11 protein-coding genes and 2 tRNA genes are annotated in these 14,979 nt (G+C 72.4%); 10 read left to right on the top strand and 3 right to left on the bottom strand.

Annotation, left to right across the window (positions count from 1 at the left end; genetic code table 11):
* Positions 1–198 precede the first annotated feature (198 nt).
* Both SY2F82_RS05090 and SY2F82_RS05085 read left to right on the top strand, forming a co-directional pair.
* Positions 199–1,626 carry an NAD-dependent malic enzyme gene (locus SY2F82_RS05090; protein WP_200417676.1) on the top strand — a complete coding sequence of 476 codons (1,428 nt, stop codon included), beginning with the start codon at positions 199–201 and terminating at the stop codon, positions 1,624–1,626.
* 392 nt (positions 1,627–2,018) lie between these two features.
* Positions 2,019–2,300 (top strand): HU family DNA-binding protein, encoded by a 282-nt coding sequence (locus tag SY2F82_RS05085; RefSeq protein WP_007498188.1) that lies wholly within the window; start codon positions 2,019–2,021, stop codon positions 2,298–2,300.
* A gap of 431 nt (positions 2,301–2,731) precedes the next feature.
* On the opposite strand, the gene murA is transcribed toward SY2F82_RS05085, so the two are convergent.
* Entirely contained in the window at positions 2,732–4,072 is a 1,341-nt protein-coding gene (gene murA / locus SY2F82_RS05080; protein ID WP_200417675.1) for a UDP-N-acetylglucosamine 1-carboxyvinyltransferase, read from the bottom strand.
* 252 nt (positions 4,073–4,324) lie between these two features.
* Between murA and SY2F82_RS05075 the strand changes: the two genes are divergently transcribed.
* The 7 genes from SY2F82_RS05075 (at position 4,325) to SY2F82_RS05045 (ending at position 13,107) form a co-directional block, all read left to right on the top strand.
* A complete protein-coding gene (locus tag SY2F82_RS05075; RefSeq protein WP_200417816.1) occupies positions 4,325–4,897 on the top strand; it encodes a YqgE/AlgH family protein in 573 nt (190 codons plus the stop codon).
* Between the two features lie 29 nt (positions 4,898–4,926).
* On the top strand, positions 4,927–5,208 hold the full coding sequence (locus SY2F82_RS05070) for a DUF3039 domain-containing protein (RefSeq protein ID WP_103841003.1): 282 nt from the start codon (positions 4,927–4,929) through the stop codon (positions 5,206–5,208).
* Between the two features lie 156 nt (positions 5,209–5,364).
* Entirely contained in the window at positions 5,365–7,041 is a 1,677-nt protein-coding gene (locus tag SY2F82_RS05065) for a beta-N-acetylhexosaminidase (protein WP_200417674.1), read from the top strand.
* A 278-nt stretch (positions 7,042–7,319) separates the two neighbouring features.
* The gene (locus tag SY2F82_RS05060; protein WP_200417673.1) at positions 7,320–8,213 is read left to right on the top strand and encodes a xanthine dehydrogenase family protein subunit M; all 894 of its coding nucleotides are present in this window, start codon (positions 7,320–7,322) and stop codon (positions 8,211–8,213) included.
* Positions 8,210–9,706 carry a 2Fe-2S iron-sulfur cluster-binding protein gene (locus tag SY2F82_RS05055; protein ID WP_200417672.1) on the top strand — a complete coding sequence of 499 codons (1,497 nt, stop codon included), beginning with the start codon at positions 8,210–8,212 and terminating at the stop codon, positions 9,704–9,706. Before SY2F82_RS05060 ends, SY2F82_RS05055 begins: the two co-directional genes overlap by 4 nt.
* Positions 9,703–12,009 carry a xanthine dehydrogenase family protein molybdopterin-binding subunit gene (locus SY2F82_RS05050; protein ID WP_200417671.1) on the top strand — a complete coding sequence of 769 codons (2,307 nt, stop codon included), beginning with the start codon at positions 9,703–9,705 and terminating at the stop codon, positions 12,007–12,009. The genes SY2F82_RS05055 and SY2F82_RS05050 overlap by 4 nt, the downstream gene beginning before the upstream one ends.
* A gap of 249 nt (positions 12,010–12,258) precedes the next feature.
* Positions 12,259–13,107, top strand: coding sequence for an SUKH-4 family immunity protein (locus SY2F82_RS05045; protein ID WP_200417670.1), 849 nt, complete (start codon positions 12,259–12,261; stop codon positions 13,105–13,107).
* A 26-nt stretch (positions 13,108–13,133) separates the two neighbouring features.
* Here SY2F82_RS05045 and SY2F82_RS05040 read toward each other — a convergent pair.
* Both SY2F82_RS05040 and SY2F82_RS05035 read right to left on the bottom strand, forming a co-directional pair.
* A tRNA-Cys gene (locus SY2F82_RS05040) sits at positions 13,134–13,205 on the bottom strand.
* Positions 13,206–13,215: 10 nt separating this feature from the next.
* Positions 13,216–13,312, bottom strand: a tRNA-OTHER gene (locus tag SY2F82_RS05035).
* A gap of 209 nt (positions 13,313–13,521) precedes the next feature.
* Between SY2F82_RS05035 and SY2F82_RS05030 the strand changes: the two genes are divergently transcribed.
* Positions 13,522–14,973, top strand: a complete 1,452-nt coding sequence (locus tag SY2F82_RS05030) for an MFS transporter (protein WP_200417669.1) — start codon at positions 13,522–13,524, stop codon at positions 14,971–14,973.
* The last annotated feature ends 6 nt before the right edge of the window (positions 14,974–14,979 follow it).

The following is a 14,979-nucleotide window of genomic DNA, read 5'->3' as shown; positions in this document are numbered from 1 at the left end:
TGACGCGGACCTCTCTCGTTGTACGGCGTGCCTCTGCGTCCACCTCTGACCTCTCGTATCGTGGAAGTCGCTTTCCGGAGCTAGCCCGTGCCGACGAACAAAACGTTCGCAAATGCGGGGCGGCTACCACGTACTCTCCGGTAGGTGCGACGATCGGACGGCATATCCGCGACACGGTGAAAGCAGAGGAAGTCGGCCATGGCAACGGCGCCCAGCGTCTCCTACTCGATGACGGTCCGGTTGGAGGTGCCCGCGAGCGGAACCGCCGTCTCGCAGCTCACCACCGCCGTGGAGTCCTCCGGAGGCTCGGTGACCGGCCTCGACGTCACCGCGTCCGGCCACGAGAAGCTCCGTATCGACGTCACCATCGCCGCCACCTCCACCGCGCACGCGCAGGAGATCGTCGAGAAGCTGCGCGGCATCGAGGGCGTCACGCTGGGCAAGGTCTCGGACCGTACGTTCCTCATGCACCTCGGCGGCAAGATCGAGATGGCGTCGAAGCACCCCATCCGCAACCGTGACGACCTGTCCATGGTCTACACGCCGGGTGTGGCGCGCGTGTGCATGGCGATCGCCGAGAACCCCGAGGACGCCCGCCGCCTCACGATCAAGCGCAACTCCGTTGCGGTTGTGACGGACGGCTCCGCCGTGCTGGGCCTCGGCAACATCGGCCCGAAGGCCGCGCTGCCCGTCATGGAGGGCAAGGCGGCCCTCTTCAAGCGGTTCGCCGGCATCGACGCCTGGCCGATCTGCCTCGACACCCAGGACACCGACGCGATCGTCGAGATCGTCAAGGCGATCGCCCCCGGGTTCGCCGGCATCAACCTCGAGGACATCTCCGCGCCGCGCTGCTTCGAGATCGAGGCCCGGCTGCGCGAGGCGCTCGACATCCCCGTCTTCCACGACGACCAGCACGGCACGGCCATCGTGGTGCTGGCCGCCCTCACCAACGCACTTCGCGTGGTGGGCAAGGAGATCGAGAACGTCCGCGTCGTGATGTCGGGCGCCGGCGCGGCCGGTACGGCGATCCTGAAACTGCTGCTCGCGGCGGGCGTGAAGAACGCGGTGGTGGCCGACATCCACGGTGTCGTGCACGCCGGCCGTGAGGACCTCGTGGACGCCGCGCCGGACTCGGCGCTGCGCTGGATCGCCGACAACACCAACCAGGAGGGCCTGACCGGCACGCTGAAGGAAGCGGTGCGGGGCGCCGACGTCTTCATCGGTGTCTCGGCGCCGAACGTGCTCGACGGCGACGACGTGGCGGCCATGGCGGACGGCGCGATCGTGTTCGCGCTCGCGAACCCGGACCCCGAGGTCGACCCCGCAATCGCCCGTCAGACGGCGGCTGTTGTGGCCACCGGGCGCTCCGACTTCCCGAACCAGATCAACAACGTGCTGGTGTTCCCGGGCGTCTTCCGCGGTCTGCTGGACGCGCAGTCCCGCACGGTCAACACGGAGATGATGCTGGCGGCCGCGCAGGCCCTCGCGGACGTGGTGACCGAGGGCGAGCTGAACCCGAACTACATCGTTCCGAGCGTCTTCAACGACAAGGTCGCGGGCGCGGTCGCCGGAGCCGTGCGGGAGGCCGCGAAGGCGGCGGGCGCGTCGGCGACGGCGGACGAGTAGGGATTCCGTGCCGCTGCTGTGACCATCGCCACGGTGGCGGCCGACCGGCGCGTCGCGGAACCCCGGGTGCCCGGCCGACCTCTATGGTGGCGGCCGGGCTCGGACCCCCCAGAACCTGCGATCTGTCGCGGAAAGAGGGCGAAACGTCACCGCCGCATGGCGGTGGCGCCCTTCGTGTGACTCCCAAGGGTGTTCTCACGACTCCTACGGGTGCCGGATTGGCTTTCCCGCCGCAGGTGGGGGCAGGATGCGTCTTCGGGCGCGAGGGTCTGACGACGGACCCGGGTCCGGGGACTCACCGAGGACCCTGGCAGCATCGGCTTCGCCGTGCCCAACATGCGGCTCCGCCGCGTGGCACGCCTCAACGGCAAGAAGAACACGGGAGTAACAACATGAACCGCAGTGAGCTGGTGGCCGCGCTGGCCGACCGCGCCGAGGTGACCCGCAAGGACGCCGACGCCGTGCTGGCCGCGTTCGCCGAGACCGTCGGCGAGGTCGTCGCCAAGGGCGACGAGAAGGTCACCATCCCTGGCTTCCTCACCTTCGAGCGCACCCACCGTGCCGCTCGCACCGCGCGCAACCCGCAGACCGGCGACCCCATCCAGATCCCGGCCGGCTACAGCGTGAAGGTCTCCGCGGGCTCCAAGCTCAAGGAAGCCGCCAAGGGCAAGTGATCTTGCCGTTCGTGCGCCACGGGACGGCGTACGACACCGTGACGCCACGGACGGCGCAGCAAGGCCGCCGCACCGCCACAGGGCGGTGCGACGAAGCCCGACCGCCGCAGGGCGGCGTGACGAGGCCCTACCTGCCGTAGGACGGCGTGACGAGGCCGAGCCCGTCGCAGGGACGGCGTGACGAGGCCGTACCGCCACGGGACGGCGAGTGACGAGCCCGGCAAGCTCCTCGCGACGGCGTACGGGCCCAGCAAGGCCAAAAGGGGCGGTCACCCGGATCAGGGTGACCGCCCCTTCGCATGGGCGACGCTCCGCGGGAGGTCAGCCGAGTGCGTTGCCGGGCAGTTCGACCTTCGCGCCCAGCTCCATCAGCTTCTCCATGCTGTGCCTGCCCGGGGGACGACCCCCGGACCCCCAGCCGTCGGTGGACCTCAGCCGAGTGCGTTGCCGGGCAGTTCGACCTTCGCGCCCAGCTCCATCAGCTTCTCCATGAAGTTCTCGTAGCCGCGGTTGATCAGGTCGATGCCGTGGACGCGGGACGTGCCCTCGGCCGCCAGGGCCGCGATCAGGTAGGAGAAACCGCCGCGCAGGTCGGGGATGACCAGGTCCGCGCCCTGCAGCTTCGTCGGGCCCGAAACCACCGCGGAATGCAGGAAATTGCGCTGCCCGAAGCGGCAGTCGGAGCCGCCGAGGCACTCGCGGTAGAGCTGGATGTGCGCGCCCATCTGGTTCAGCGCGGAGGTGAAGCCGAGGCGGGACTCGTACACCGTCTCGTGGATGATCGACAGGCCCGTCGCCTGGGTCAGGGCCACGACCAGCGGCTGCTGCCAGTCCGTCTGGAAGCCGGGGTGCACGTCCGTCTCCAGCGCGATCGACTTCAGCTGCCCGCCCGGGTGCCAGAACCGGATGCCCTCGTCGTCGATCTCGAACGCGCCGCCCACCTTGCGGTAGGTGTTCAGGAACGTCATCATCGACCGCTGCTGCGCGCCACGGACGTAGATGTTGCCGTTGGTCGCCAGCGCCGCCGACGCCCAGGACGCGGCCTCCAGCCGGTCCGGGAGGGCGCGGTGGGTGTAGCCGCCGAGCTTCTCCACGCCGGTGATGCGGATCGTGCGGTCGGTGTCCATCGCGATGATCGCGCCCATTTTCTGCAGCACGCAGATCAGGTCCTCGATCTCCGGCTCCACCGCCGCGTTGGACAGCTCGGTGACACCCTCGGCGAGCACCGCCGTCAGCAGCACCTGCTCCGTCGCGCCGACGGACGGGTACGGCAGCCGGATCTTCGTGCCGCGCAGCCCCTTGGGCGCCTCCAGGTACTGGCCGTCCGCCCGCTTCTCGATGACCGCGCCGAACTGCCGCAGCACGTCGAAGTGGAAGTCGATCGGCCGGCCGCCGATGTCGCAGCCGCCGAGACCCGGGATGAACGCGTGGCCCAGCCGGTGCAGCAGCGGACCGCAGAACAGGATCGGGATGCGCGACGAGCCCGCGTGGGCATCGATGTCCGCGACGTTCGCGCTCTCGACGTGCGTCGGGTCGAGCACCAGCTCACCCGGCTCCTCGCCCGGACGCACCGTCACGCCGTGCAGCTGCAGCAGCCCCCGGACGACGCGCACGTCGCGGATGTCGGGCACGTTGCGGAGTCTGCTCGGGGCACTGCCCAGGAGGGCGGCGACCATGGCCTTCGGTACGAGGTTCTTCGCACCGCGGACACGGATCTCGCCCTCGAGCGGGGTGCCGCCGTGGACAAGGAGGACATCGTCGTTGACGGTCATGAATCTCGCGTTCCGTGGAGTGGGGCAGGGGCCGAAGACGTAAGCGTAATGGCCGCGTACCCCCCTTCAGTAAGCCCAAGTGGCCCCAACGAAGGTCATAGCTTTGCCACAACACGAACGGTGCGGAGGCGGACGCGAGGGGTTACCGGGGCGTACGTGCGCCCGCAGCGCCCCCATGAGCCCTGAGCTGCATTCACCCACGTACACCCGTTGCCTCCCCATCCGAAGGCAAGATGCGGGATCATGTCTGCCATGACCGAGGTGTCCTCGCTCACAGGGCGGCTGCTCGTGGCCACCCCCGCCCTGGCGGACCCGAACTTCGACCGCGCTGTGGTGCTGCTCCTCGACCACGACGAGGAGGGCTCGCTCGGCGTGGTCCTCAACCGCCCCACGCCCGTCGACGTGGGCGACATCCTGGAGGGCTGGGCGGACCTCGCGGGCGAGCCCGGTGTCGTCTTCCAGGGCGGACCCGTGTCGCTGGACTCGGCGCTCGGTGTCGCGGTGATCCCCGGCGGCGCGTCCCCGGAACACGCCCCGCTCGGCTGGCGGCGGGTGCACGGCGCGATCGGCCTGGTCGACCTGGAGGCCCCTCCGGAACTGCTCGCCAAGGCGCTCGGCTCCCTGCGCATCTTCGCCGGATACGCCGGCTGGGGGCCGGGCCAGCTGGAGGACGAGCTGGTCGACGGGGCGTGGTACGTCGTCGAGTCGGAACCCGGCGACGTCTCGTCCCCGGCCCCGGAAAAACTCTGGCGCGACGTGCTGCGACGCCAGCGCAGCGAGCTGGCGATGGTGGCGACGTACCCGGACGACCCTACGCTCAACTGATACGTGCGGGCTTCAGTACGCTTGGCCCTATGAGCACTCTTGAGCCCGAGCGCGGCACCGGTACGGGGACCCTCGTAGAGCCGACGCCGCAGGTGTCGCACGGCGACGGCGACCACGAGCGCTTCGCCCACTACGTCCAGAAGGACAAGATCATGGCGAGCGCCCTGGACGGCACTCCCGTCGTGGCGCTGTGCGGGAAGGTGTGGGTCCCGGGACGCGACCCGAAGAAGTACCCCGTCTGCCCGATGTGCAAGGAGATCTACGACTCCATGGGCAGCGGCGGCGACGAGGGCAAGGGCGGCGACAAGTAGCCGACCGCTCGGCTGCGTGACGACCGCTGGGTTCCCGGGACGCGTGTCCGAAGCGTCCCGGGAGCCTTTGTGCCCGCTGCCGGCGGATCGGGAGTGCGTCTCCGAAGTGCGGTGAATCCACCCTCGGGACCGGGCCGGGCGGTGAAGACTGGCGGCATGCCTGAGTCTGCGTACTCCTTCCCCCCGGGGCTCGACGTGCACCTGGTCCCCGCCCCCACCCGCATGTCCCCCTCGATCGGCGGCGGCACGGGATGCATCGTCGACGAGGACACCCGGATCGAGACGACGGGGCCCGGCGCCGAGCGCGTCGCGCGGTGGCTGCGGGCGGCCGTCGGCGCCGCGACCGGGCTTCCACTGCCGCCGGCCGGCGACCACGGCAACCGGGTCCTGCTGCGCCTCGTCCCCGGGCTCGGGGAGGAGCTGGGCAGCCCCGAGGCGTACCGCCTCACCGCCGACGGCCATGACGTCGTCATCGACGGCGCGAGCGAGGCCGGCCTGTTCTGGGGCGCCCAGACCTTCCGCCAGCTGCTCGGGCCGGAGGCCTTCCGCCGCGCCCCGGTGACCGGGAGACGTCAGTGGGAGGTGCCCGCGGTGACGGTCCAGGACGCCCCCCGCTTCCGCTGGCGCGGCCTCCTGCTCGACGTGGCCCGGCACTTCATGCCCAAGGACGGCGTCCTGCGCTACCTGGACCTGATGGCCGCCCACAAGCTCAACGTCCTCCACCTCCACCTCACCGACGACCAGGGCTGGCGGCTGGAGATCAAGCGCTACCCGAGGCTCACCGAGGTCGGTGCCTGGCGGGCGCGCACCAGATTCGGCCACCGGGCCTCGCCGCTGTGGGAGGAGAAGCCGCACGGCGGTTTCTACACGCAGGACGACATCCGCGAGATCGTCGCGTACGCGGCCGAGCGGCATATCACCGTCGTCCCCGAGGTCGACGTCCCCGGGCACAGCCAGGCGGCCATCGCCGCGTACCCGGAACTGGGCAACTCCGACGTCATCGACACGACCTCCCTCACGGTCTGGGACGACTGGGGCATCAACCCCAACGTACTAGCCCCCACCGACACCACCCTGCGGTTCTACGAGGGGGTGTTCGAGGAGGTCCTGGAACTCTTCCCGTCACCCTTCGTCCACATCGGCGGCGACGAGTGCCCCAAGGACCAGTGGCGGCGCTCGCCGGCCGCGCAGGCGCGCATCAAGGAGCTGGGACTCGCGGACGAGGACGAGCTCCAGGCGTGGTTCGTGCGCCACTTCGACACCTGGCTCACCGCACGCGGACGCCGGCTCGTCGGCTGGGACGAGATCCTCGAGGGCGGCCTCGCGGACGGTGCGACCGTCTCATCATGGCGCGGGTACGCCGGCGGGATCACGGCGGCGCGCGCCGGCCACGACGTCGTCATGTGCCCGGAGCAGCAGGTGTATCTGGACCACCGTCAGGACGGCGGCGCCGACGAGCCGGTGCCCATCGGGTACGTGCGCACCCTGGAGGACGTCTACCGGTTCGAGCCCGTTCCACCGCAGCTGACGCCGGAGGAGGCGCGGCACGTTCTGGGCACCCAGGCCAACATCTGGACCGAGGTGACGGAGGATCAGGGGCGCGTCGACTATCAGGTGTTTCCCCGGCTCGCGGCATTCGCCGAGGTCGCCTGGAGCGCCCTTCCCGTCCCGGCCGAGCGCGACTTCTCGGACTTCGAGCGGCGCATGGCCGCCCACTACCGCCGCCTGGAGGCCCTGGGGGTCGCCTACCGGCCGCCCACGGGCCCGCTGCCGTGGCAGCGGCGCCCCGGGGTGCTCGGACGCCCGATCGAGGGTGCGCCCCCGAACGTGTGAGGTGGCGGACAGAGGGCAGGCGAGGCGCCGGGTCGGCTGGAAACGCACCCCTGCATGGGAAAAGCAGTGCAAGGAGCGTCGAAGAGCCGCAATGCACCCCCATCGGGGATGTCGTGGCAAAACGGTCCATCTCCCTGGTCGGAGGGGTGAATGCCTCCTAGCGGACCCCCGCGTCGGAGGCCGTGAAAGATGTGCCAGAGTTGCCACGTCCGCCCTGTCAGCACGTACCGTACGGCAACACAGGTGGGACCAGGGGGCAGCGGGAAGGGGCAGCCGGTTTGACCACGCAGGCACCGCAGGCGGCGCAGGCCGTGACGCTGCCCGCCTCGCTGGACGAGGCCGTGGCGGCCCTCGCCGCCCATCCGGCCGCCGTCCCCGTGGCGGGCGGTACCGACCTCATGGCTGCCGTGAACTCGGGGCAGCTGCGGCCCGCCGCACTGGTCGGCCTCGGCCGCATCAGCGAGATCCGCGGCTGGCAGTACCTGGACGGCCACGCGCTGCTCGGCGCCGGCCTCACCCACGCGCGCATGGGGCGCCCCGACTTCGCGGCGCTCATCCCCGCCCTCGCGGCGGCGGCGCGCGCGGCAGGCCCGCCGCACATCCGCAACGCCGGCACCCTCGGCGGCAACATCGCGTCGGCGGCCCCCACCGGGGACGCGCTTCCGGTGCTCGCCGCCCTGGAGGCCACGCTGATCATCGCCGGCCCGGGCGGGGCACGCCGGGAGATCCCGGTCTCGCACCTGCTGGCGGGCGTGGAGATGCTGCGCGCCGGTGAACTCATCGGCTACGTGCGCGTGCCGCTGCTGCACGCCCCCCAGGTCTTCCTGAAGGCGACCGGCCGCACCGGACCCGGGCGGGCGATGGCGTCGGTGGCGCTGGTGCTGGACCCGGCCCGGCGCGGGGTGCGCTGCGCCGTCGGTGCCATAGCGCCGATGCCGCTGCGCCCGCTGGAGGCCGAGCAGTGGGTCGCGCAGCTCATCGACTGGGACAACAACCGCGCGATCGTCCCGGAGGCCCTGAACGCCTTCGGGGAGTACGTCGCCGCGGCCTGCATCCCCGATCCGGCGCCCGCGGAGGACGGCACCGTGCAGCAGCTTCCGCCCGCCGTACTGCACCTGCGGCGCACGGTCGCCGCGCTGGCCCGACGAGCACTGGGGAGGGCACTGTCGTGACGGACGACCAGCACCCGGAGGAAGCCCGCCGGCAGGGCACCAACGGCTCCTGGGAGCGGCTGCCGCAAGGGGACTACGACGACGGCGCCACCGCCTTCGTCCAGCTCCCGGAGGGTGGGATCGACGCCCTCCTCGCCTCCGACAGCCCGCTGGCCGCGCCGGGCCACGGCTATGTGCCGCCGACCTTCACCCCGCAGGAGGGCACGGGCGCCGAGGAGCACGGCGGGAACTGGGGTGCGCCCGCCGAGGACGCCCACTGGCCGGGCGCCACGCAGGACGGTACGGGGGACCGGTTCACGTACAACCCCGGCGCGACCGGGCAGTGGAGCTTCGAGGAGGCCCAGGCCGCGCGGGAGCCCGCGCCCGGGCACGACGTCACCGGGCAGTGGTCGATCCCGGTCGCGGGCGGCGATCTCCCGGACGAGTCGGGGGAGTTCACCACGTCCTCGCTCGTCGAGCAGTGGGGCGGCACCCCGCCCGCGACCCTGCCGGGCGGCGCGCCCGCGCCCTGGGCGACGGAGGCGCCCGTACCGTCGTGGCACGGGCAGGAGACCGCCGCGCAGACGCCCGAGGAGGCCCCTGGGGAGCCGTCCGACGGGCCGTACGAGGCCTACGAGGCGTACGAGGACTCCAGGGCCGAGGGTGCTGCCGAGGCCCCAGAGGTAGCCCAGGAGCCGTCCGAGCCCGCCGATGCCGCCGACGGCACTTCTGACGCCGCCGACGACACCTCCGACGGCACCTCGGGCGTCGAGGAGGCACCCGCTCCCGAAGCCGGCCGGCACCCCGAGCCCGACCCGGCCCCCGGGACCGCCGACGCCCAGGACCCGCGCCCGGATCGGGCCGCCGAGCCCGCCGCCCCGCACGACGAGCACCCCCTGGCCTCGTACGTCCTGCGGGTGAACGGCGCCGACCGGCCCGTCACCGACGCCTGGATCGGCGAGTCGCTGCTGTACGTGCTGCGCGAGCGGCTCGGCCTCGCCGGCGCGAAGGACGGCTGCTCGCAGGGCGAGTGCGGCGCGTGCAACGTGCAGGTCGACGGACGGCTCGTCGCCTCCTGCCTGGTGCCCGCCGTCACCGCCGCGGGCAGTGAGGTCCGTACCGTCGAGGGACTCGCCGTCGACGGACAGCCCTCCGACGTGCAGCGGGCGCTCGCCCGGTGCGGCGCCGTGCAGTGCGGCTTCTGCGTGCCCGGCATGGCGATGACCGTGCACGACCTGCTGGAGGGCAACCCGGCGCCGACCGACCTCGAGGCCCGCCAGGCGCTGTGCGGCAACCTGTGCCGCTGCTCCGGCTACCGGGGCGTCCTCCAGGCCGTCCAGGAGGTCGTCGCCGAGCGGGAGGCGCACCGCGCCGAGGCCGATCCGGCAGCGGACGGCGACGAACCGCGCATCCCGCACCAGGCGGGCCCCGGAGAGGGCGGCGTCCACCTCGACGCGTTCGGCAACGTGACCCCGAACGACCACCCGTACGGCCAGGACGGAGGCCAGGCGTGAGCAACGAAGCCGCCACCGCGACCACCCCGGCGGCCGCACCCGCCCCCGAACCGCTGCCGCACGGCATCGGAGCCTCCCTGCCGTCCGCCGACGCCCGCGCCAAGACCGAGGGCACCTTCCCGTACGCGGCCGACCTCTGGGCCGAGGGCCTGCTGTGGGCGGCCGTCCTGCGCTCGCCGCACCCGCACGCGCGCATCCTGTCCATCGACACCAGCCACGCGCGCGAGATGCCCGGCGTACGGGCCGTCCTCACCCATGAGGACGTGCCCGCGGGCACGCTGCACGGACGCGGTACCGCCGACCGCCCCGTCTTCGCCTCCGACGTCGTACGCCACCACGGGGAGCCCATCGCGGCCGTCGCCGCCGACCACCCCGACACCGCCCGCATGGCCGCCGCGGCCGTCATCGTCGAGTACGAGGTGCTCGACCCGGTCACCGACCCCGAGCAGGCCTTCGAGGCCGAGCCGCTCCACCCCGACGGCAACCTGATCCGCCACATCCCGCTGCGCCACGGCGATCCGGACGCGGTCGGCGAGGTCGTCGTCGAGGGCCTGTACCGCATCGGCCGCCAGGACCCCGCCCCCATCGGCGCGGAGGCCGGCCTCGCCGTGCCCCGCCCCGACGGCGGCGTCGAGCTGTACCTCGCCTCCACCGACCCGCACACCGACCGGGACCGGGCCGCCGCCGTCTACGGCCTGGAACCGGACCGGGTGAAGGTCGTCGTCACCGGAGTGCCCGGCGCCACCGCGGACCGCGAGGACCAGGGCTTCCAGCTGCCCCTCGGGCTGCTGGCGCTGAAGACCGGCTGCCCGGTGAAACTGACCGCCAACCGCGAGGAGTCCTTCCTCGGCCACGTCCACCGCCACCCCACACTGCTGCGCTACCGCCACCACGCGGACGCCGAGGGCAGGCTGGTGAAGGTCGAGGCGCAGATCCTGCTGGACGCGGGCGCCTACGCGGACACCTCCTCCGACGCGCTCGCCGCCGCGGTCTCCTTCGCCTGCGGCCCGTACGTCGTCCCGAACGCCTTCATCGAGGGCTGGGCCGTGCGCACCAACAACCCGCCGTCGGGCCATGTGCGCGGCGAGGGCGCGATGCAGGTGTGCGCCGCGTACGAGGCACAGATGGACAAGCTCGCCAAGAAGCTCGGCCTCGATCCGGCGGAGCTGCGGATGCGCAACGTCATGGCGACCGGCGACGTCCTGCCGACCGGCCAGACGGTGACGTGCCCGGCGCCGGTCGCCGAACTGCTCGAGGCCGTACGCGACCACCCGCTGCCCCCGCTCCCCAAGGACACCCCCGAGGAGGAGTGGCTGCTGCCGGGCGGCCCCGAGGGCGCGGGCGAACCGGGCGCGGTCCGGCGCGGTGTGGGCTACGGCCTCGGCATGGTCCACATGCTCGGCGCGGAGGGCGCCGACGAGGTCTCCACGGCGACGGTGAAGGTCCAGGACGGCGTGGCCACGGTGCTGTGCGCGGCGGTGGAGACCGGCCAGGGCTTCGCGACCCTCGCCCGGCAGATCGTCCAGGAGACCCTCGGCATCGACGAGGTGCACGTGGCCCCCGTCGACACCGACCAGCCGCCGGCGGGCGCGGGCTGCCGCGGCCGCCACACCTGGGTGTCGGGCGGCGCGGTCGAACGGGCCGCGAAGATGGTCCGCACCCAGCTGTTGCAGCCCCTGGCGCACAAGTTCGGCATGTCCACGGAGCTGCTCCAGATCACGGACGGCAAGATCACGTCGTACGACGGGGTCCTGTCCACCACCGTGACGGAGGCCATGGACGGCAAGGAACTGTGGGCCACCGCCCAGTGCCGCCCGCACCCGACCGAACCGCTGAACGAGACGGGCCAGGGCGACGCCTTCGTGGGGCTCGCGTTCTGCGCGATCCGCGCCGTGGTGGACGTGGACATCGAGATCGGCTCGGTACGGGTCGTGGAGCTGGCGCTGGCCCAGGACGTGGGCCGGGTGCTGAACCCGGCGCAGCTGGCGGCGCGCCTCGAGGCCGGGGTCACGCAGGGCGTGGGCATCGCGCTCACGGAGAACCTGCGCACGGCCCGCGGCGTGGTCCGCCACCCCGACCTGACGGGCTACTCCCTGCCGACGGCCCTGGACGCCCCCGACATCAAGATCGTCAAGCTCGTCGAGGAACGGGACGTGGTCGCCCCCTTCGGCGCGAAGGCGGTCAGCGCGGTACCGGTGGTGACATCCCCGGCGGCGATCGCATCGGCGGTCCGCGCGGCCACGGGCCGCCCGGTCAACCGCCTGCCGATCCGGCCGCAGGCGGCGGTGGTGACGACGCAGTGAGCTCGTCGCCGGTGGAGGGCGTCGTCTGATCGTCTCCGGCCGAGAGGACCACGAGCCGGGCTCGGACGGCGAGGGCCTGGCCCGACTCCGGCTGCGGAGCGGGTGAGGCGCGCAAGGACGGTTTATTGCTGCGGCGTTGTCAGTGGTGCCGCGTAAGGTTCTCGGCGTTGGGGGAGAGCTGCCCGGCAGGACGATGTGTCCTGCCCTGTGGTCGCTCTGGGCCAGGCACGAAACACCCGGGGGAAGACGATGGGCACGACTGACGCCTGTGGCGTGATCACGCCGACCGGTACGGATCCGTACGCCCAGGGGTTGGGGACGCCGTGCGGGCGGTCGGTGCTGCGGCGGGCGGCCGAGCTGGTCGACGACGCGGAGAGGCTCGCCGAGGAACTGCGCGACCAGATGGTCATCGGGACGCTGCGCACCGTCGACCGTGACCTGGAGTCGCTCCTGCTGGACGGCGCCACGGGGCGGGTGCCCACGACGTACGTAACCCCGCGCACCCCTGGCCCGATGGACCTCTCGCCGCTCGCGCCCTCCCTGGAGGCGCTGCTGCGGCTCGCGGCGGTGACGGACGAACTGACCGCCCCTGCGGGCGGGTTCGCCTCGCACGCCCTGATCCGTCCTCTGGCCCGGATCGCCCGCCCCGGCACGGGCCTCGCCCTGGACCTGCCGCCGCGGTTGCTGGACGAGGAGTTCGGCCCCGCCGCGATCGTGCGCTTCGAGGACGTCGACTTCCCCCGCACACTCACGCACGAACCGACCCGCCGTTTCCTGCGCGAGGTGGGCCTGCCGGAGACCGGCTACTGGTTCGAACTGGACACGGACCTGCCGCTGCCGACGCTGGCCGAGTACTACGCGGACGACGAGGGCGTCCCGCAGGACGACCTCCCTGACCGGGCGGACCACCTGATACGCCTCGGCTGTCTGCTGGAGGACACGAGCCTGCTCCTCGACGGCGCCACCGGAGCGGTCCTGTGCTGGAGCGAGCCGGACGCGACCCTGCGTCCGCTCGACGCGGACATCTCCACCCTGGCCTTCACGGTCTGGCTGGCCCACCGCGACAAGAGGGTGACGGAAGCGACCGACCCGAGGTAGGCGCCGGTGCGGACACGGAACTCCGGAGGCCGTGGCGGGAATCGAACCCGCGTAACTCGCTTTGCAGGCGAGTCCCTGAACCACTCGGGCACACGGCCATTCACCCCGGGCCGTGGCGGGAATCGAACCCGCGTAACTCCCCGCGGGCGGAGCCCGCTGATGGACGCAGCGCAGGCGAGTCCCTGAACCACTCGGGCACACGGCCGGGACCAGGTGCGGTACGGCTTGCTCGTGCCGACCTGATGCACTGACCGTAGGAGTGGGCGGGTCACCCGCTCAAGAGCATCGGCGGCCCTGCAACGGGACTGCCATACGCCGTTCATGAAACCGGGCTCGGTCCTAAGACCAAGGTCCCGGCCCGTCCCCGGCTCCTGACAGGAGCCAATCCCCATCGAGCCCCTTACCCTGACCTGTATGACCGCCCTGGACCCCCGCGACACCGACGTCGCCGCCGCCCCTCCCTCCCTCTCCGACGCCACCGGCGGCGTGCTGAGCCGGCCCTACCGGGCCCTGAGCATCGGGATCGTCTCCGTCGTGCTGCTCATCGCCTTCGAGGCCACGGCCGTCGGTACGGCGATGCCCGTCGCCGCGCGGGAACTGGACGGACTGTCCCTGTACGCCTTCGCGTTCTCCGGGTACTTCACGACCAGCCTGTTCGGCATGGTGTTCGCCGGCCAGTGGTCCGATCGCAGCGGCCCTCTCTCCTCGCTGACCTGTGGCATCGCCGCCTTCGCGGCCGGGTTGCTGGTGTCCGGGACGGCAAGCGCGATGTGGCTGTTCATCCTGGGCCGGGCCGTGCAGGGGCTCGGCGGCGGACTGGTGATCGTCGCGCTGTACGTCCTCGTCGGCCGGGCCTACCCGGAGCGGCTGCGCCCGGCGATCATGGCGGCGTTCGCGGCGAGCTGGGTGATCCCCTCGGTGGTCGGCCCGCTGGCGTCGGGCGCGGTGACCGAACAGCTCGGCTGGCGCTGGGTGTTCATCGGCATCCCCGTGCTCGTGGTGTTCCCCCTGGCGCTCGCCCTGCCGCAGATACGGCGGCGGGCGGCCGGTCCCGCCACGGAGACCGTCGCCCCCTTCGACGCGCGCCGCATCCGCCTGGCGTTCGGCATCTCCCTGGGCGCCGGACTCCTCCAGTACGCCGCCCAGGACCTGCACTGGGTCTCCCTCGTCCCCGGTGTCGCGGGCGCCGCCCTGCTCGTCCCGGCGGTGCTCGGCCTGCTGCCCCGCGGCACCTACCGGGCGGCGCGCGGCCTGCCGTCCGTGGTGCTGTTGCGCGGTGTGTCGGCGGGCGCCTTCGTCGCGGCGGAGAGTTTCATCCCGCTCATGCTCGTCACCGAGCGCGGGCTGTCGCCGACCCTCGCCGGGTTCTCACTGGCCCCCGCCGGCGCGACCTGGGCGCTGGGCTCGTACATCCAGTCCAGGCCGCACCTGGAGCCGTACCGGGAGCGGCTGATGACGCTCGGCATGGTGGTCGTCGCGGCCGCGATCGCCACCGCGCCCAGCGTGCTGATCCACGCCGTGCCCCCGTGGATCGTCGCGGTCGCCTGGGGTTTCGGCTGCTTCGGCATGGGCCTGGTCATCTCCTCGACCAGCGTCCTGCTCCTGAAGCTGTCCGCCCCCGAGGAGGCGGGCGCGAACTCGGCCGCCCTGCAGATCTCCGACGGCCTGTCCAATGTGGTGCTCCTGTCCGCGGGCGGCGCCGCGTTCGCCGCGCTCGGCGGCGGGACCGTCGCCCACACCGCCACCGAAGGGGCGACCGCCCAAGGCTCCCACCCGGCCGCGTTCGCCGCGGTGTTCCTGCCGATGGCGATGGTGGCGCTGGTGGGGGCGTGGGTGACGACCCGCTTGCGGACGGAATCCCGCTGACACCGG

Source organism: Streptomyces sp. Y2F8-2, from assembly GCF_014905555.1.
Lineage (GTDB): Bacteria > Actinomycetota > Actinomycetes > Streptomycetales > Streptomycetaceae > Streptomyces > Streptomyces cynarae.
This window is presented reverse-complemented; position numbering and strand designations above follow the sequence as displayed.